Source organism: Aquimarina sp. MAR_2010_214, from assembly GCF_002846555.1.
Taxonomy (GTDB): Bacteria; Bacteroidota; Bacteroidia; order Flavobacteriales; family Flavobacteriaceae; genus Aquimarina.
Genome location: NZ_PJMS01000001.1, coordinates 2,045,593 through 2,065,114, shown reverse-complemented (window position 1 = coordinate 2,065,114; position 19,522 = coordinate 2,045,593). Strand labels below are relative to the sequence as shown.

17 protein-coding genes and 1 pseudogene are annotated in these 19,522 nt (G+C 32.9%); 12 read left to right on the top strand and 6 right to left on the bottom strand.

Annotated features, from left to right (window positions below):
* Positions 1-50: 50 nt before the first annotated feature.
* Both ATE84_RS08660 and ATE84_RS08655 read left to right on the top strand, forming a co-directional pair.
* On the top strand, positions 51-1,148 hold the full coding sequence (locus tag ATE84_RS08660; RefSeq protein WP_369828565.1) for an FAD-dependent monooxygenase: 1,098 nt from the start codon (positions 51-53) through the stop codon (positions 1,146-1,148).
* A gap of 60 nt (positions 1,149-1,208) precedes the next feature.
* Positions 1,209-1,676 (top strand): GNAT family N-acetyltransferase, encoded by a 468-nt coding sequence (locus ATE84_RS08655; RefSeq protein WP_101447583.1) that lies wholly within the window; start codon positions 1,209-1,211, stop codon positions 1,674-1,676.
* An 85-nt stretch (positions 1,677-1,761) separates the two neighbouring features.
* On the opposite strand, the gene ATE84_RS08650 is transcribed toward ATE84_RS08655, so the two are convergent.
* On the bottom strand, positions 1,762-2,127 hold the full coding sequence (locus tag ATE84_RS08650) for a helix-turn-helix domain-containing protein (protein WP_101450938.1): 366 nt from the start codon (positions 2,125-2,127) through the stop codon (positions 1,762-1,764).
* A 136-nt stretch (positions 2,128-2,263) separates the two neighbouring features.
* On the opposite strand from ATE84_RS08650, the gene ATE84_RS08645 reads away from it, so the two are divergent.
* The gene (locus ATE84_RS08645; protein WP_101447582.1) at positions 2,264-3,328 is read left to right on the top strand and encodes an alkene reductase; all 1,065 of its coding nucleotides are present in this window, start codon (positions 2,264-2,266) and stop codon (positions 3,326-3,328) included.
* A gap of 63 nt (positions 3,329-3,391) precedes the next feature.
* Here the strand turns inward: ATE84_RS08645 and ATE84_RS08640 are convergent.
* Positions 3,392-3,566: pseudogene (locus tag ATE84_RS08640) on the bottom strand (16S rRNA (guanine(527)-N(7))-methyltransferase RsmG); the annotation flags it as partial.
* 184 nt (positions 3,567-3,750) lie between these two features.
* Between ATE84_RS08640 and ATE84_RS08635 the strand changes: the two are divergent.
* On the top strand, positions 3,751-5,598 hold the full coding sequence (locus tag ATE84_RS08635; RefSeq protein ID WP_101447581.1) for a PQQ-binding-like beta-propeller repeat protein: 1,848 nt from the start codon (positions 3,751-3,753) through the stop codon (positions 5,596-5,598).
* A gap of 65 nt (positions 5,599-5,663) precedes the next feature.
* Here ATE84_RS08635 and rsmG read toward each other — a convergent pair whose 3' ends face one another.
* Positions 5,664-6,293, bottom strand: a complete 630-nt coding sequence (rsmG, locus tag ATE84_RS08630) for a 16S rRNA (guanine(527)-N(7))-methyltransferase RsmG (RefSeq protein WP_101447580.1) — start codon at positions 6,291-6,293, stop codon at positions 5,664-5,666.
* 138 nt (positions 6,294-6,431) lie between these two features.
* Here rsmG and ATE84_RS08625 point away from each other — a divergent pair, with 138 nt between their 5' ends.
* The 3 genes from ATE84_RS08625 to ATE84_RS08615 all read left to right on the top strand — a co-directional run bounded on the left by ATE84_RS08625 (position 6,432) and on the right by ATE84_RS08615 (position 9,271).
* Positions 6,432-7,532: an acyl-CoA desaturase gene (locus tag ATE84_RS08625; RefSeq protein WP_101447579.1), complete on the top strand. Its 1,101-nt coding sequence runs from the start codon at positions 6,432-6,434 to the stop codon at positions 7,530-7,532.
* A 40-nt stretch (positions 7,533-7,572) separates the two neighbouring features.
* Positions 7,573-8,760, top strand: a complete 1,188-nt coding sequence (locus ATE84_RS08620) for a pyridoxal phosphate-dependent aminotransferase (RefSeq protein WP_101447578.1) — start codon at positions 7,573-7,575, stop codon at positions 8,758-8,760.
* A gap of 223 nt (positions 8,761-8,983) precedes the next feature.
* On the top strand, positions 8,984-9,271 hold the full coding sequence (locus ATE84_RS08615) for a hypothetical protein (RefSeq protein WP_101447577.1): 288 nt from the start codon (positions 8,984-8,986) through the stop codon (positions 9,269-9,271).
* Positions 9,272-9,277: 6 nt separating this feature from the next.
* On the opposite strand, the gene ATE84_RS08610 is transcribed toward ATE84_RS08615, so the two are convergent.
* Together ATE84_RS08610 and trkA are read right to left on the bottom strand one after the other, a co-directional pair.
* Positions 9,278-10,774, bottom strand: a complete 1,497-nt coding sequence (locus ATE84_RS08610; protein ID WP_101447576.1) for a TrkH family potassium uptake protein — start codon at positions 10,772-10,774, stop codon at positions 9,278-9,280.
* A gap of 1 nt (position 10,775) precedes the next feature.
* A complete protein-coding gene (gene trkA, locus ATE84_RS08605; protein ID WP_101447575.1) occupies positions 10,776-12,125 on the bottom strand; it encodes a Trk system potassium transporter TrkA in 1,350 nt (449 codons plus the stop codon).
* A 314-nt stretch (positions 12,126-12,439) separates the two neighbouring features.
* Here trkA and ubiE point away from each other — a divergent pair, with 314 nt between their 5' ends.
* Both ubiE and ATE84_RS08595 read left to right on the top strand, forming a co-directional pair.
* Positions 12,440-13,168 carry a bifunctional demethylmenaquinone methyltransferase/2-methoxy-6-polyprenyl-1,4-benzoquinol methylase UbiE gene (ubiE, locus tag ATE84_RS08600; protein WP_101447574.1) on the top strand — a complete coding sequence of 243 codons (729 nt, stop codon included), beginning with the start codon at positions 12,440-12,442 and terminating at the stop codon, positions 13,166-13,168.
* A gap of 54 nt (positions 13,169-13,222) precedes the next feature.
* Positions 13,223-13,930, top strand: a complete 708-nt coding sequence (locus tag ATE84_RS08595; protein ID WP_101447573.1) for a porin family protein — start codon at positions 13,223-13,225, stop codon at positions 13,928-13,930.
* A gap of 11 nt (positions 13,931-13,941) precedes the next feature.
* Here the strand turns inward: ATE84_RS08595 and ATE84_RS08590 are convergent, their stop codons facing one another.
* Entirely contained in the window at positions 13,942-14,673 is a 732-nt protein-coding gene (locus ATE84_RS08590; RefSeq protein ID WP_101447572.1) for an RNA methyltransferase, read from the bottom strand.
* Positions 14,674-14,810: 137 nt separating this feature from the next.
* Here ATE84_RS08590 and ATE84_RS08585 point away from each other — a divergent pair, with 137 nt between their 5' ends.
* The 3 genes from ATE84_RS08585 to accD all read left to right on the top strand — a co-directional run bounded on the left by ATE84_RS08585 (position 14,811) and on the right by accD (position 19,468).
* On the top strand, positions 14,811-17,291 hold the full coding sequence (locus tag ATE84_RS08585; protein WP_369828512.1) for a BamA/TamA family outer membrane protein: 2,481 nt from the start codon (positions 14,811-14,813) through the stop codon (positions 17,289-17,291).
* Between the two features lie 184 nt (positions 17,292-17,475).
* The gene (gene fbaA, locus ATE84_RS08580) at positions 17,476-18,543 is read left to right on the top strand and encodes a class II fructose-bisphosphate aldolase (RefSeq protein ID WP_101447571.1); all 1,068 of its coding nucleotides are present in this window, start codon (positions 17,476-17,478) and stop codon (positions 18,541-18,543) included.
* Positions 18,544-18,610: 67 nt separating this feature from the next.
* Entirely contained in the window at positions 18,611-19,468 is an 858-nt protein-coding gene (accD, locus tag ATE84_RS08575) for an acetyl-CoA carboxylase, carboxyltransferase subunit beta (RefSeq protein ID WP_101447570.1), read from the top strand.
* Positions 19,469-19,522 lie beyond the last annotated feature (54 nt).

Genomic DNA, 19,522 nt, shown 5'->3' with positions numbered 1-19,522 from the left:
AAACTTCTAAATTTACTCAAAATCATACACCAACTTAATATGAAAAAAATATTAATTTCTGGGGAGGCATTGCTGGTCTTGCAACCGCAAGGATGCTTCAAAACCAAGGATATGAAGTTAAGTTAATAGAAAAACAACCCAAATGGCAAATATCTGGAACTGGATTGTATTTACCTTCTAACGGAGTTGTTGCATTAGATAAAATAGGGCTAGGTACTATTGCACGAGAGCAAGGATTTATTATAGATTATCGCAATATAAAAAACGCCAAAGCAGAAGCAATACTAGATTTAGATCTAGAAAAAATATGGGATAGAGAAAAACCATGTCTTGGTATAAAAAGAAAAACACTTCATGATATTCTTATTGATGGAATAAACAATATTGACATTACTTTTAACACTACTATTGAGAGCTTAAAAACAAATCCACAATCTGTAGAAATAGAATTTTCTAGTGGTTCTAAAGAAGAATATGATCTGGTTATAGGAGCAGATGGACTGTATTCTAAGACCAGAAATTTAGTTTTGGGAGATATCCCTCTAAGAAAAGTAACCACACAGGTATGTCGTTTTATGATTAAAAAACCAAAAGACATTAATTCCTGGACTCTATTTATAAGCTCAGTAGGACAATTTCTCATTATCCCTACCGATAAGGATTCGGCATATTGCTATGTAAATAGAAAAACAAAAGGTTTTAAAACATATGACAGAAAGCAATATATGGAGCCTTTTAAAAAATTTGCTTCTCCGGTTCCCGAAATTCTTAACAACTGGGATCCCGATGATGCCTATTGGAATGATCTAGAAGAGCTTGCTCAATTACCGATTATGGGCAGTGACAGAGTTGTTCTCATAGGAGATGCAGCTCACGGGATGCCTCCTTTTATGGCACAAGGTGGTGCTTTGGCACTTGAAGATGCCGTTGTATTATCTGGCTTATTAAAAAATGAAGATTGGAGCAACATGGCTTCTACATTTTCAAAAAACAGGATTAATCGCATAGATTGGACCAGAGCTCGCAATCAAAAACGAGAAAAACTCTCTAAATTACCCTATTGGATTGCCAAACTAGGATTAAAAAAAGTAGGAGAAAAAAATTGGACTGAAGATTATAGACCTCTTACCGAAATTCCAAATTGGTAGATTTAAATAATACATGTATCTTTTTCTCTAGACAAAAAAAACAACACATCATAATCTATCATGACCATAAGACCCGCTACAACAAAAGACCTATCCATCCTTCTAGACTTTGAACAAAAAATTATCGAAGCAGAACGCCCAATGGATCCCACATTGATACAGGATAAAAAAATAAACTATTATAGTATTGAAGATTATATTTTATCAGATCACACAGAGGTTGTTGTTGCCGAGATTGAAGGAGAAATTGTTGGAAGCGGCTATGGACAAATACGTGACCGAAAAAACTTCTTTAAACAAAAACAATTAGGTTATATCGGTTTTATGTATGTAAAAGATCAACATCGAGGAAAAGGTGTTAGCCAGGAAATTATAAAACACCTGTGTGATTGGTTTGCAAGTAAAAATCTAGAAGAAATACGCCTTACAGTTTATGATCAAAACCCCAGAGCTATAAGAGCTTATGAAAAAGTAGGTTTCAAAAAGCATCTTATTGAGATGCGGGTTAACCTAAAGGACATAAATTAAGGCATATATTTTAAAGGCATATACACTATCCTTCCTTCAAAAAATGAATGTATGAGATTTTAATCTACAAAAGAGTATTTACAAATCAAACACTCTTTTTTACTTCAATAATTTTTTCATCTTCTCTATCTTCATTAATCCCAGATCCCCAAACACACAATTGACTTAATATAGGCAACAATTCCTTTCCTCTTTCTGTTAAAGAATATTCGACTCTGGGTGGGACTTCTGCAAATGATTCACGTTTCACAACCTCTTTTTGTTCTAATTCTTTAAGTTGTTCTGTTAAAACTTTTCTGCTAATTCCTTCTACAAAAACCGCTAATTGCCCAAATCTTAACTTACGTTCTCCTAAAACATAAATAATAATAGGTGCCCATTTATTTCCTATAATATTCGTTGCGTGAATCATTGGGCAATGATTTGGATTATGAATTAATTTCCTGCTCATAATTCTTAATTTTTCGTTAAACAACCCCATTAGTTACATCGAGGTTACCATTTTTTATAACACAAAAATACAAATATTTCTTTTAGAAACTATTAATAATTACTTTTATAAACTTTTAATATAAAAAACATACAAAATGAAAATTTTTCAACCATATTCCTTAGGTTCAATTACTTTAAAAAACCATATTGTCATGGCTCCCATGACCCGTAATAGAGCAATCAAAAACATCCCAAATGATATTATGGCATTATATTATGAACAACGCTCTGATGCTGGATTAATTATAACCGAAGGAACTTCTCCTTCTGCTAATGGATTAGGATATGCAAGAATTCCCGGAGCTTTTACAGATGCTCAAATTGAAGGATGGAAAAACATTGCCTCAAAAGTACATAGCAAAGACGGTAAAATTTTTGTACAATTAATGCACTGTGGAAGGGCTTCTGCAACTCCAAATTTACCTGAAGGTGAAAAAGCTATAGCCCCGTCAAGTGTACAACTAAGTGGGGAAATCCACACTGATACATTAGGGATTAGTCCTTATGCCATTCCCGAAGCCATGTCTATAGAACAAATAGAAAAAACTCAAAACGAATATGTACAAGCAGCATCGGATTTAGTATCAGCAGGAATAGACGGAATAGAGCTTCATAGTGCGAATGGTTACTTACTTGATCAATTTTTAAATCCAGCATCTAATATTCGTAACGATGAGTACGGAGGTTCCTATAAAAACAGAACTCGTTTCTTATTAGAATTAACACAAAAAACTATTGATGCTATTGGGGCAAATAAAATTGGCGTCCGAATCTCTCCCTATGGTATTTTTAATGATATGCAAGGCACATATGATGATTTAGTAGAAATGTATAGTTACTTAGTTGAAGAGCTATCGAAACTTAATATAGCATATATTCATATCGTAGATCATCGTGGTATGGGAGCTCCAGATTTTCCAACAGATATTGTTACGACACTTAAGAATATTTTTAAAGGAACAATTATCACAGGCGGAAATATTAATACCGCAAAAGAAGCGCAAACTGTATTGGACAAAGGAAGTGATCTTGCTTATATAGGAAGACCATACATATCAAATCCAAATCTTATTGAAAAATTAAAAAACAACATTGCATTAACCCAACCTGTCATGGATACTTTCTACACTCCTGGTGAAGTAGGCTATACAGATTATTAGCTTGTAAATCAAGTCAAACCATATTACCAAAAAAGGAGTTTTAAATGCATCTAAAACTCCTTTTCCTTTATACTTTAAAGGCAGATACACTACCTTTTTAGTCTCGTAAAACTCTTCTTCAAAAATCTGATAACTTGTGTTCTATTGCTTTAGGAAATAGAGCTAGTTCTTCTGTAAGGTCACCTCTTTTAAGATATAAAATCCCATTCTTCAATTCGTAATTATTTTTTTTAGCAATATGAGATGAGTAGCTGATCTCTATCTGAGCAATGTTGTTTGTTAGCATAGATTTGGTTTTGATAGCGTTGTATTGCTCTTTTCTAATTTTTAGTCCAAAAAACAAATCCAATATTGATTCGTTTATCAGGGCGATATCAAAACAATATTGTATTTTAGCAAAAAATTAACATTTCAAATATCAGATGAGAAAAATCACTACCCCCTTGATGTTTTTTATTTTAAGCATCGTTTTTAGTCAGAAAAAAGCTGACATTGTACTTAACCTATCCGAAAACATTGATCAAATTGTCCTCAACAATAGTACAGGAATTGTATTAGCAGAAGGAAAAACCCATTTATTTGGGCTTCAGTATGGGACAGATCAACCTATATGGAAGATACCAAAAACTGATTTCAGGAACTTAAAGGATGCAATGGAATCTGCATCAAGCTTAAGTTTTTCTGATGACGTAATTATAGAAAACATAGAAACCACTCCCTTTAATATTATCACTAAAGGAGCTTCTAAATCTTTAATCAACTCAGAAACAGGTGCTATCCTCTTTAGTACAGTAAAAGAAGGTTGGACAGCTATTAATCATTATTTACTTCTAGCCAATAGTGCACTTATTATTGAATATATACAAAATAAAAAAGTGAATATAGCACTAGTTGACCTTCGATCTGGTTTACTAAAATGGTCATCACCTATAGGGGAAGCTCAAAGTCTTTTCTCTAAAGGATTTAAAATGTTATCGGCCGATGAAACTTTTAAACCTGTTCCAAAAATAGATCAAAATGGCAGCATCATTGGCTTTTTTAATGATAGGCTTGTTAAATTTAATGGGGATACAGGAGATATTATTTGGAACAAAGAATATTCAATCCATAATTTTGACCTTAATCAAGACAACTCTTCTATCCTTGTACTTCTTGGCGCAGGTGGGTTAGGAGGTTTTATGGGTCTCAAAGAAAAAGTTAACATCTTAAATTCTGCAACAGGAGAACCGATCTGGGAAGAACCTATGAAGGTTAAAAAAGTAGTATATATCGAAGATCTAGGGGATTCTTTTATTCTAGGTAGTTGGTCAGGGTTTAATGTTTATAATTATAAAACCGGGCAAAAAAAATGGAAAAAAGATCCTAAAGGAAAACCTAAAAGTATTGTAAAAACTGAAGGCGGATATATTTTAATCTCGGATACCTGGATGAATTTCATAGGGCAAGACGGGCAAAAAAAATGGAAAAGAAGTGTACCTATTTCTGATAATCCAGAAGATCCCATTTATGAGCTTAAAGAAACTAATGGAAAAATATTTTTTATTACTGCTACATACTCTAACATCATAGACAAAGCTACAGGGAAGAAAATCTGGAAGAAAAACCTAAAATTTGACGAAAAGAGACCTACCTTTTTTGAATTTGACAAGAACTCTAATCAATATTTAGTATACAATGATGAAAAATTATACAAATACGGTATTAACACCACAGAACGACCAGATCCTTTCACTAAATTAAAAATCAAAAAGGAAAAAGAAGTAAACGATCTAGAAGTTAGAGACGGCGGATATTTGATTTCCGGAACAGGAGAAATTGTTTTTATAGAAGAAAATGGAACTAATCGATTTCAACATTATTACAAAGAAGTAGGTGGTGCTGGCAGAAAATTATCTCGTATAGGACTTATTGCTGGAGGAATTGTTGCTGGTCTAGCCACTTCTACTGTTAGTGTTAATGGAGGTCCTGAACAAGGTGTCTTTATGGGAAAAAGAGAACGTGCTACTGCTGGATTTGCATCTGATGTTGCTTTTGCACAAAATAGTAATTTAAAAAAACGTTTTGATGCTTCGGGAAGCAATAAAGACTATCGTTTTTTCTTTACTAAAGACGACAATGGTAATAAAGTACTTATAAAAGTCAATAAAGATTCTGGTACCGAAGTTGCAAGTTTTTTGTTTAATACTGCAAAGCCTGTTTATACTTTAGATAATATTGATGATATTGTATATTATATTAACGGACAAACTGTTGAAGTATTTAAACACTAAAGTTTATACTTCCACTAAATTAAAAACATCAAAGAAGGTGATACGTATCACCTTCTTTGATGTTTTTACACTTTATATTTCAGCGGTAAATACACTACTTTTTTCGTTTCAAAAAATTCCTCTTCAAAAAAATCTGATAATTTGTGCTCTATTGCTTTTGGAAACAGAGCTAGTTCTTCTGCAAGGTCACCTCCTTTAAGATATAAAATCCCATTTTGCAATTCGTGTTTGTTCTTTTTGGCAATATTTTTCCGTACCCACTTTACAAAATCAGGCATATTGGTTACTGCACGACTTACAATAAAATCAAAACGATTATCAAATGTACCTGCTCTTCGTTGTTCTGCTTTAACATTATCTAATTCTAATGCTTTTGCCACTTCATTAACAACTTTAATTTTTTTGGCAATAACATCAACCAAATAAAATTGAGTTTCGGGAAATAGAATCGCAAGAGGAATCCCGGGAAAACCACCTCCAGTTCCAACATCCAGTACTTGCGTACCCGGTTTAAACTCTAGAATTTTTGCTATTCCTAAAGAATGTAAAATGTGTCGCTCATACAACAATTCGATGTCTTTACGAGAGATAACATTAATTTTAGCATTCCACTCTATATATAAATCTCCAAGTTTTGAAAACTGTAATCTTTGTTCTTCAGTTAGGTTCTGAAAGTATTTTATTAGAATATCCATTAAATAGTAATTAAAGCACAAAAATACACCTTAAGATGAGATATTTTACTTCTTTTTAGGAACTTAAAAAAATTTAAATACCTAACTTTACCCAATATAATTATGACAAACATCGTTTGATCATAAACCTCAATACTCATGACTGCACCGAACATCCGTTTCAGCAGAGAAGATTCTGCTAAATTCTTTAAAACATTGAACAAACGCGTAAATCAATATTTTAAAGACAATAACATTAAACGAACAGGAAACTGGCGATTACACATAAAAACAATCGTTATGCTTTCTCTTTTTCTAACCCCATATTTTTTAATTCTCACCCTCAATATTTCACAATGGTGGATGTTACTACTTACCATAGTAATGGGAGTAGGAATGGCTGGTGTGGGTATGAATGTGATGCATGATGGCAATCACGGGTCATATTCCTCAAAAAAGTGGATTAATAAACTAATGGGCGGCAGCATGTATATTCTGGCAGGTAATGTATATAACTGGCAGGTACAACACAATGTTTTACATCATACATATACAAATATCCATGGTCATGATGAAGATATGGATGCTGGTCGGGTGATTCGTTTCACAAAACATTCGAAATGGAGACGTTTTCATAAGTTTCAGCATTATTATTCTATATTTCTTTATGGTTTACTAACTTTTAACTGGGCGTTGACTACAGATTTTAAGCAAACTAAAAACTATCTTGCACGTAAACTTTCATACGGAAAACTACCTAGTCCATTAAAACAATGGAGCACTGTAGTAATAACTAAAATCATTTATCTTGTGATCTGGATTGTAATCCCTATGATCATTATGTCTATAGCTTGGTGGAAAATTTTAATTGGATTTTTTATAATGCATTATGTTGCAGGACTAATATTGAGTGTAGTATTTCAATTGGCTCACATGGTAGAAGAAGCACAAATGCCAATCCCTGATAATACGGGCACTATGAAAAATAGCTGGGCCGTGCATCAATTATTTACCACAGTAAATTTTTCTACAAAAAACAAGATAGTAAATTGGTTTACTGGTGGCTTAAATCATCAAGTAGAGCACCATATTTTTCCTCAAATAAGTCATATTCATTATACTAAAATTTCTAAAATTGTAAAACAAACAGCTTTGGAATTCAACTTACCCTACAACGAATACAAAACTACGCGCAAAGCTATTATTGCCCATTTTAAACACCTTAAAGAAATGGGGATGAAACCTGTCATACAATCATAATTTTTATTTACCAGATAAAATGAGCACACAAGTACCAGAAATGAGTATACAATTATCAGACAAAATCAATGCGCTTAAAGCATCAGCTACATTAGCAATGGCTGCAAAAGCTCGTGAACTAAGAGCCGAAGGGAAAGACATCATTGGCCTTAGCCTTGGGGAACCGGATTTTAATACTCCAGATTTTATTAAAGAAGCTGCTATACAAGCTGTAAATGACAACTACAATTCGTATACACCAGTTGATGGATACGTGGAGTTAAAAGATGCAATTATCACTAAATTTAAACGTGATAATAACCTTACTTATGATCGCTCTCAAATTGTGGTATCTACCGGAGCAAAACAGTCTCTTTATAATGTTGCTCAAGTATACATCAATCCAGGAGATGAAATCATTCTCCCATGCCCTTACTGGGTAAGTTATAGTGATATTATAAAACTTTCTGGAGGAGTTCCTGTAGAAGTAAAAACTTCTATTGATACGGATTTTAAAATGACCGCTGAACAGCTCGAAAAAGCAATTACTCCAAAAACCAAAATGCTATGGTATAGCTCTCCTTGCAATCCAAGTGGATCTATTTATAGCAAAGAAGAACTAAGAGCATTGGCAGATGTACTACAGAAATATCCTAATATTATTGTAGTTAGTGATGAAATATATGAGCATATCAATTATGTAGGAGGTCATGCATCTATGGCTCAATTTGAAGATATGTACAACAGAACGGTAACTGTTAATGGTGTTGCTAAAGCTTTTGCTATGACTGGATGGCGAATAGGATATATTGGGGCACCTGCCTCAATTGCCCGTGCGTGTAATAAAATGCAAGGTCAGGTAACCAGTGGAGCTAATTGTATTGCTCAACGTGCCGTAATTACAGCTCTAGAAGCTCCTGTTAGCAAAATTCAATATATGGTTGACGAGTTTAAAGAGCGAAGAAAATTAGTATTAGGTTTATTATCTGAAATTACCGGATTCGAATGTAATGTGCCAGAAGGAGCATTTTATGTTTTTCCTGATATCTCATATTACTTTGGAAAAACGTTACAAGGGCATACTATTGAAAATGCTACAGATTTTTCGATGTTCTTATTAGAAAAAGCCAATGTTGCTACAGTAACAGGTATAGCTTTTGGAAACAGCAATTGTATTAGAATATCATATGCTGCAAGTACAGAAGAGATTAAAGAAGCTATCAAAAGAATTAAAGAAGCCATAAGTTAATTTAACAATTTTAACTTTTTACAAACAAGCCAATGCCCTTAAAATAAGGCGTTGGCTTATTTTTTTAGCAAACGTTAAGTAAATTTTAACCTTATTTTACAATTTTTAAAATTGTCTTCTACACTAAATGAACGAAATTAGAGTTATACTTTAACTATATCCCGAATATTAGTTTTACCACAAAAGCGAATATTCAAAAAGAACCAACTTAAAACCAATTGCTATGAACACTCTAGAAAAGGAGCGTATCGTCAAAAAAAATGTTCTTGAAATTTTTAAAGAAAACTTTGACGTAACCCACACAGATGATGAAATCTTAAACATCAAACCAGAAAAAGAATTTAGCGCTAATCATATCAGATATTACGAATCAATATTAGATATTTTTTTAATTGAAGATAGAGAGCTAAAAAGCATAAAAGGAACTGTAAAAGACACTATCAAAAAAGTTGCTGAATTATGGCCTATTGTACCAAATTCTTCTGCAACCTGGGAATGGCAAATGCAGTAAACTAAATTACCTGTTTCTCCAGAAAAACGGAGTTAGAAGTATCAGCACTGTAAAGAGCTCTAATCTTCCTATTAACATAAGGAAGCAGCACCACCATTTTCCAAAATCAGGAAGCATATCAAAGTTATTTACCGGGCTTAGTTTACCAAATGCAGGGCCAACATTACCCAAAGAAGAAGCTGCACCACCAATTGCTGTTTCAAAATCTAATCCCAATGCTCCTAATACCACAGAACCAATTATAAAGGCAAGCATATATAATATAAAAAATGCCAGTATATTAAATACAATTTCTTTAGAAACTGATTTTCTATTATACCTTACCGGAAGTATTGCCCTTGGATGTAATGTTCTTTTAAATTCTAAAATTCCATTTCGAATCGTTATTAAATGCCTTACCACCTTTATCCCTCCCGAGGTAGACCCTGCAGAACCGCCTAAAAACATAATTCCGAAGAAAAGAACTGTTAAGAAAGGAGTCCACATTGTAAAATCAGCACTCACAAAACCCGTTGTAGTAATTACTGCAAGCACCTGAAATAGTGCATGACGAAAAGCACTCTCTGCCTCTCCCCATACCATAGGATGATCAATAGATGATATAGACACATCTGCTTTACTATAAATCACAAGAGTAGCTACTACAGTAAATATGATAACAAAAAGAGCATATAACTTAAACTCTTCATCTTTTATAATCTTCTGAACTTTACCTTTAAATCCAAAATAGCTAAGTACAAAATTCATTCCTGCCAAAAACATAAACAGTATAATGATATATTGTATTAATGGTTGATCATTCCAATAAGCAACACTTGCATTTTTTGTAGAAAACCCTCCTGTAGACAATGTGCTTAACGCATGGTTTATAGCATCAAAGAAATTCATTCCAGCAAGTTTCAAAAGTATGGTTTCTGCAACAGTATATCCAAAATATATCAACCATAATCGTTTTGCTGTATCTGTAATTCTGGGGTGTAATTTATCTGCACTAGGACCAGGCGCTTCAGCAGCAAATAACTGCATACCTCCTATTCCTAATAATGGCAAAATAGCGATAGCTAATACAATAATTCCCATACCGCCAATCCAGTGCGTTAAACTACGCCAAAACAAAACTCCTTTGGGAATAATCTCTATTTCATTAAGAATCGATGCCCCAGTAGTTGTATACCCTGACATGGTTTCAAAAAAAGCATTGGTAAAAGATGGTATTGCTCCAGAGAATAAGTAAGGTAAAGTACCACTAAGGGACATAAATATCCAACCAAAAGTTACGACAATATATCCTTCTCGTTTGTTAATCTCTTTCTGATGTTCTCTAGTTAAAAACATCAAAATAATACCGATAAACATTGTGGCTAAAGAAGCCATCATAATCTCTAAAGTAACTCCGTCTTTATAAATAAAGCTTATTATCGTAGCCACTAGCATAAAGCCTCCGTTACAGAGCAATAAAAGCCCCATAATATGCGAGATAATCTTATAGTTTAATCTATACATCTTAAAGGAAAAGCTTTTCTATTTTCTTAATAGATTTTGGCAAACAACATACTACTACCCTATCTCCTGCCTTAATATAAAAATCTCCTAGAGGAATCATTCCTTCTTCATCTCTAATTACACCAGCAATAATAGCAGAACGAGGAAAATCTAAATCTTTAATCAAATTATCACTTACTTCTGATGAAGGTTTAACAATAAATTCTAACAGCTCTGCATTCATATTATTAAGTTTGGTCATCGCTACGACCTCTCCTTTTCTAATAAATCTAAAAATATTATTTGCAGCCAGAAGCTTCTTATTGATTAAAGTATCTATGCCTATAGAATGAGATAACTGGAAATAATCCATATTTTCTACTAATGCAATAGTTTTTCTTACTCCCTTAGACTTAGCAACCAGGCAAGACATTATATTGGTTTCAGAATTACCAGTTACGGCTATAAAGGCATCCATCCCATCTATACCTTCTTCTTGTAATAGTTCTACATTTCGCCCATCACCATTAATAATCAAAGCATTAGGCAATTCATCGGCAAGATCAAAAGATTTCTCTCTATCTTTCTCAATAAGCTTCACTCTAAATTTATGATCACAAAGGTCACGAGAAGTCTTATAACCAATCTTACTCCCTCCTAGAATCATTACATTTTTGATTTGCTCTTTTACTTTTCCGGTTAACTTATACAGCTCTTCTACTCCGCCTTTAGAAGTTACAAAATACACTTGATCTCCTTCTTTAAAGGTGGTATCTCCTCTTGGAATTAATGTATATTGAGTTCCAGAACGTTGAATTGCAATAGGCATAAAATGCAATTCTGGAAAAACCTCTGCAGCTTCTCTTACTGTTTTACCAACAAACAATGCTTCTTTAGACAAGGTAGTTCCCACCATCGTTAGCGCACCATTCTCAAACTCGTAACTACCGTGGAATGCAGATTGACTAAGTAACAACTCTATTTCACTAGCTGCCAAAGCCTCTGGAGAAATCAGTTCATCAATACCAAATTTAACGAATCCAACTTCTTCTTTATTTTGCAGAAACTCTGTATTCGAAATTCTGGCAATAGTGCGTTTAGCTCCTAGTTGCTTGGCCAATACACATATCGTAATATTGGTCGTTTCGCTAGAGGTAACACTAATTACCATATCTACATTATCTACTCTTGCTTCTTTTAAAATAGCAATTGAAGTAGAATCTCCTTTAATAACTCTAATATCCAGGTGAGTATCCGCATAATTAAGGCATTCCTTATCTGTATCTATAAGAGTAATGTCCTGGGATTCAAACGAGAGTAATTTCGCCAAATGAAATCCTACCTCACCAGCTCCGGCGATTATGATTTTCATTGGTTTTGTTTATTGTTTTCCATCTAAAGATAAAATCAAACTAAGACAAAATACTATACTTTAAATAATCAGAAGTCATGTCTTAGAAATTTAAAAAGCGTACAAAGATAATGTAAATTGACTAACTGATAAAATTTGATGATCTTCAACTTCAATTATGATAGCTTATGATTTCATTTTTTTATCATTCTGTAATCAAAAATATCATATATAAAAACTCTTTATTAATGGGGAGAGATCACATTTTTTTGCTTAATCAACAAAACTCAGGATTAGTTCAATATCAAAAATGTATATTTGCCTAAATTTTTTTAATGTCAGAAAAAATAACTCCATATAAAGATAAAACCAGATCTAAAAAAGAACAGGTAGCCGAGATGTTTGATACCATCTCAGAGAACTATGACGGGCTAAATCGTGTTATTTCTTTTGGTATTGATGTAAAATGGCGTAAAAAAGTAGTTCAACTCGTTAGTAAAACAAATCCAAAAAGAATTTTGGACGTTGCTACCGGAACTGGTGATTTGGCCATAAATCTATCAAAAACAGGCGCATCAGAAATCATTGGTCTTGACATTTCTAAAGGAATGCTGGAAGTAGGAAGACAAAAGATTGCAATAAAAAAATTGGATACCATTATTAATATGGTTCAAGGAGATAGTGAAAATTTATCTTATGATGAAAATTATTTTGATGCAATAACTGTAGCTTTTGGGGTACGAAATTTTGAAAATTTAGAAAAAGGACTTTCAGAGATTTTTAGAGTCCTTAAACCCGGAGGTATTTTTGTGATCTTAGAAACTTCGATACCCACAAAAACCCCATATAGGCAAGGATACAAGTTTTATTCAACAACCATACTACCTCTTGTTGGTAAGTTATTTTCAAAAGACAAATCTGCTTATTCTTACCTAAGTGAAAGTGCTGCAGCTTTTCCTTATGGAGAAGCCTTCAACAATATTTTGAAAAAAATCGGGTTTATAGAAGTCAAAGATAATCCTCAAACTTTTGGTGTTGCTACAATTTATACAGCTACAAAATAATAATACCAAAGTAAATAAGGGTTTTAAACCATTAAAAGGTTAATTTTAATTTAGATGAAAAGAATATTTATCTTAATAGTTGTTTTAATATGTGCTCAAAACATGAGCGCTCAGTTATTTTCTAAAGAAAAGGTTCAAAACCTTCAAAACTTTGATAAGCCAAGGTTTAGCTATGGTTATATTCTTGGATTCAATCTTTATGATTTTAATTTTGATTACACAACAGATGCTCCACAAACAGATATTATACACGATGAATCTGTTGGTTTTAGCGTAGGTCTTTTAGGGAACCTGAGATTAAATGATTATTTTGATCTTAGATTAGAACCTATGGTTACTTTTAACACACGAAATCTAAGGTTTTCTAATTCTCAATTCACTTCAGATTTTGAATCGGTAAGAGAAGTTAAATCAACGTACGTTCATGTACCGTTATTACTAAAAATATCAACCCAAAGAATCAATAATATTAAACCTTTTATTGTTGGAGGTGTTTCTACATCTATAAATTTATCTAGCAATGAAGACAATCCCGATGATAATAGTGCAGGGCAATTTAGGATGAAAACCAACACTAATTATTATGAAATTGGTTTTGGTATAGACTTGTATTTATACTATTTTAAATTTACTCCATCTATAAGAGGAGTATTTGCAATGTCTGATGAATTGGTAAAAGACAATGATCCTAACAGTCCATATACTTCAACCATTGATAAAATGTCAACAAGAGGGATTTTTATAAATTTCACATTTCAATAATCTAGCTTACGTTAAGATCTTCTAAATTCACTAAGCACAATAGCGGTTGCGGTAGCAACATTTAAGCTTTCTGTTTTTTGATCTGATCCAAATTGTGGAATTGTTATCCTGTCTTTAATAAGATTCTCGATATCTTCAGAAATTCCATTTGCTTCGTTACCCATTATAACAATAGCGTCTTCGGGTAATTTCTCGTTATAAATAGAATTTCCATTCATAAACGTGCCGAAAATCCTCGAATTTGGTGTTGCTAAAGTTAAAAAGCTCTTCAGATTCACATAACTAATATTCACTCTTGTAATAGACCCCATTGTAGCCTGTATCACCTTTGGATTATAGCAATCTACAGTCTGCAAAGAACACACCAAATCCCGTATTCCAAACCAATCACAAAGACGAATTATAGTTCCCAGATTACCAGGATCTCTAACATCATCCAATACCAAAATCAAACCGTTAGAGTTTGGTTTTTTTACTTCTGGAATACCAAATATTGCTAATGCAACTTGCGGTGTAGTTAAAAAACTAATCTGTTTTAGTTCTTCCTCGGTAATATGATGCTCTAATTCCTTAGAAACATCAAAGATTCCAGTCTCTAAAGCAAAAAGAGAATGAAGCTTTAGGTTGGCAGCTAGCAACTCTTTTATTACTTTTTTACCTTCAGCAACAAACAATCCATGTTGTTTTCGGTACTTTTTTTGATATAAACTCTTTATTAGTTTCTTTTGGTTTTTGCTAACCATACAAATAGTGTATTTTTGAATCAATGAATGAATACAGGTTGAAACACTTTCTGACAAAAATATTATTAATTACCTTAACTAGCATCTTTTTATTTTCGTGTAATGCGGTGAAAAGAGTTCCTGAGAATGAATATCTTTTGAAAAAAAATCAAATTCATGTTGATAGCGTCAAAACTAAGGATCCTAAACTTTACAACCAATTATATCAAAAACCAAATATTAAACTATTAGGAATCCCTATTAGACTTCACATATATAATCTGGCAAGTATAAACAAAGATTCTTTATATCAAGATTGGTTAACCAGAAGACCTAAACGAAAAAAAAGAATTACTAAGTTACTTTCAAAAAAACAAGTAGACAGATTAGGTGCTGGATTATCAGGTATTAATGAGTGGATAAAAAGCACAGGAGAATCTCCTTCAATAATTGATGAATCTAAAGTAAAACGTTCTATAAAAAGATTACAAGCCTATTATTGGAATAACGGCTGGTTTAACATTAAAGCAGATTATAAAATTAATAGAGAAAATAACAAAACCGCAACTGTAGATTATTATGTAAACCCAAATGAACCTTATTTTATTGATTCATTAAAAACCAAAATAGAATCCAAAGTCGTTGATTCTATTTACAAATTGAACACTCAAAAATCTACAATTATCTCAGGAAAACAATATAAGACATTAGATATCGAGACCGAACGAGAACGACTTACTGCTTTATATCGAAATTCTGGACTATTTCACTTCGAAAAAGAATACATAAAATTTGATGCCGACACTGTTAACACAAACCATAAAGTAAACCTAAATTTACTTATAAAGAACCGCTCTGTCACACTTGGAGATTCTACAGCTAGAATTCCTTTTAAGGTTCACAAAATAAGTAAAGTGAATATTTTCACGGATTATTCATATCAAAATCGAAATCAAAAACCTAAAGACAGTACCTTTTACAAAGGATATAACATTTATGGTTATAACAAAATAAAATACACTCGCAAGGCAATTACAAATTCTGTTCTAATTACTCCTGGCAAGATTTTTAGAGATAAAGATCGTACAAACACTTATAATCAAATCAATAATTTAAGAACTTTTAAATACCCTAATATAGATTTCGGAGTTGATCCCGAAGATCCTACAGGAAAAGATCTTATCGCCAATATTTTTTTAACTCCAAGAAAAAAATATAGTACAAATATTGATTTTGATGTATCAACATCAAACATTCAAGCTTTTGGAATAGGTTTTGGAGGATCCCTATTAATACGAAATGTTTTTGGAGGTGCAGAAATTTTAGAGATTTCGGCTCGGGGAAGTATCGGATCTTCTAGTGATGCTGTAGATGGTGGTCAAAAATTCTTTAATATATCAGAAGTAGGAACAGATATAAAACTATCTTTTCCCAAAATAATTTTCCCCCTTAAAACTAATAAAATTGTTCCAAAACATATGTCTCCGACTACTAATCTTATTTTTGGAATGAATGTCCAGCAAAATATTGGTCTTGACAAACAAAATGCTACAGGAGTATTTAATTACCGATGGAAACCTAGTAATACCCTAACCAATCAACTAGATCTTGTTAATGTGCAATATGTTAGGAATCTAAATACCAGTAATTATTTCAACATTTATAATACTTCATTTAACAGATTAAATAATATTGCCACAAGAGTTCTTGAAGCAGACTCACCATTCTTTTCTCAATCAGATACTGGCACTCCAAATATAGACAATGCTGTATTAAACATACCTAGTGGAGCAAATGGATTTATATCGCAATCCTTAAGTTCTACTCCAGATCCGGATCTAACATCAGATCAATTACAAGAGATCCGAAATATTAATGAAAGAAAGGTAAGACTAACCGAAGACAACTTAATATTTGCTTCAAGTTATACCTACACAAAAAACAATAGAGAAAATCTTTATGATGAAAGTTATTCAAGATTTAGAGCTAAAATTGAATTGGCCGGTAATTTGTTAAGTACTATTTCAAAGGTATCCGGATTAAAGGAGAACTCTAATAAACGGTTTGAAGTATTTGGTGTAGAATTTTCTCAATATGCAAAAACAGAGTTAGATTACATAAAACATTTGGATTTAGGAAGAAAAAGTATAGTTGCTCTTAGAGCTTTTGGAGGAATTGCTCTTCCTTATGGCAATTCTAACAGCATTCCTTTTGCACGAAGTTTTTTTGGTGGCGGACCTAATGATAATAGAGCGTGGTTGGTATATGACCTGGGACCAGGAAGTACCGGCGGAAGAGATGAATTTAATGAAGCCAATATGAAAATTGCACTAAATGCAGAATACCGATACAAAATTCTGGGGTCATTACATGGAGCCTTATTTATTGACGCAGGAAACATATGGAATGTTTTGGATAATGTAGAAGAAGAAGATGCTACATTTTCAAAATTAGATGATATAAGGGAAATGACCGTAGGAAGTGGTTTCGGGTTTCGATATGATTTTAATTTCTTCGTTTTAAGACTTGACATTGGATTTAAAACTTTTAATCCTGCCAGAGATCAAGATAAACGTTGGTTTAAAGGGTATAACTTTTCTGAAGCCGTTTATAATTTTGGAATTAATTATCCTTTTTAGTCAACTATTATGTCATATAATTTAATTCAAAAATCAAAAATTCATATATCTCATTTTTGAGAAAAATCAATAATCTTTAATAATTAAAACAACTACAACTCTGCTCGTTTTAATGAGTATCTTAATCTTATCGGTTTCCGTATAATTTTACTATTTTTGTAGCCTTATAAACCAAAACTAAATTATGAGTCACAACATCAAACCAGGAGTTGCTGTAGGAGACGAAGTCCAGGCAATTTTTAAATATGCAAAAGAGAAAGCTTTTGCATTACCTGCAGTTAATGTAATCGGTTCTAATTCGATTAATGCCGTTTTAGAAACTGCTGCAGAGCTAAATTCTCCTGTAATTATTCAATTCTCTAATGGAGGGGCACAGTTTAATGCTGGAAAAGGCCTATCTAATGAAGACCAAAAAGCCGCAATCGCAGGAGCAGTTGCAGGCGCCAAGCATGTACATTTAATGGCTGAAGCCTATGGAGTACCAGTAATTTTGCATACTGACCACTGTGCAAAAAAACTACTTCCATGGATCGATGGCCTATTAGATGCTGGAGAAGAATTTTATAAAGAAACCGGAAAACCATTGTACAGTTCTCATATGATCGATTTATCTGAAGAACCTATCGAAGAAAACATCGAGATCTGTTCTACATATTTGGCTCGCATGAGCAAAATGGGCATGACTTTAGAAATCGAACTGGGAATCACCGGTGGTGAAGAAGATGGTGTAGACAATAGCGATGTAGATGATTCTAAGCTATATACTCAACCAGAAGAAGTTGCTTATGCCTATGAAGAATTGAGTAAAGTAAGTGATAAATTTACCGTAGCAGCAGCTTTTGGTAACGTTCATGGCGTATACAAACCAGGTAATGTAAAATTAACACCTAAAATACTTAAAAATTCTCAAGAGTTTATCTCAGAAAAGTATGGAGTCGAACATAACCACATCGATTTTGTATTTCATGGAGGAAGTGGCTCTACTATTGAAGAAATAAGAGAAGCAATTGGATATGGAGTCATTAAGATGAATATTGACACTGATCTGCAATTTGCATTTAATGAAGGTATTCGGGATTACATGACCAATAATATTGAATATCTAAAGACGCAAATAGGTAATCCTGATGGATCAGAAGAACCTAATAAAAAGTATTATGATCCTAGAAAATGGTTGCGAGAAGGAGAAATTACCTTTAAGAACCGTCTTAAAAAGGCATTCGAGGATTTAAATAATGTAAATACATTATAGAAGACTGAAAACTTAAGCTGAAACTTATTTAAGAAGTTTCAGCTTTTTTTAATTATAATAAAATTATATGGCTTGGTTTAAGAGAACACAAAAAGGTATACAAACTGCTACCGAAGACAAAAAGGATGTCCCTAAAGGTCTTTGGTATAAATCTCCAACGGGAAAAATTGTAGATGCAGAACAGCTCGAAAAAAACTTCTATGTAAGTCCAGAAGATGGATACCATGTGAGAATAGGTAGTAAAGAATATTTCGAAATCCTATTTGATGATAATAAATTTAAAGAACTTGATAAAGGTGTTACCTCAAAAGATCCTCTTAAATTCGAAGACAAAAAGAAATATGTTGATCGTCTTAAAGACGCACAAGAAAAAACAAATTTAAAAGATGCCGTAAGAACAGCAGTAGGAAAATCTTCTGGTAATGATTTAGTTATTGCATGTATGGATTTTGCATTTATTGGAGGTTCTATGGGTAGTGTTGTAGGTGAAAAAATCGCAAGAGCTGCTGATTATTCATTAAAGCATAAAATTCCATTTATGATTATTTCCAAATCAGGAGGTGCTCGTATGATGGAAGCTGCATTATCCTTAATGCAATTAGCAAAAACATCTGCCAAGTTAGCTCAATTAGCCGATGCAGGAATACCGTATATTTCATTATGTACAGATCCTACTACTGGAGGTACAACAGCTTCTTTTGCCATGTTAGGAGATATTAATATTGCAGAGCCAGGAGCATTAATTGGATTTGCTGGCCCACGTATTGTTAGAGATACCACAGGAAAAGAATTACCTGAAGGTTTTCAAACCGCTGAATTCTTAAAAGAACATGGGTTTCTGGACTTCATAACTCCAAGACACGAGCTAAAACAAAAGATAAACTTATATCTAAGTTTAATTCTAAATCGTCCTTTAGTAAATTAAGACATCCTGTATCTAGTTATATACAAAAAGGCTCGACTTAAAGTCGGGCCTTTT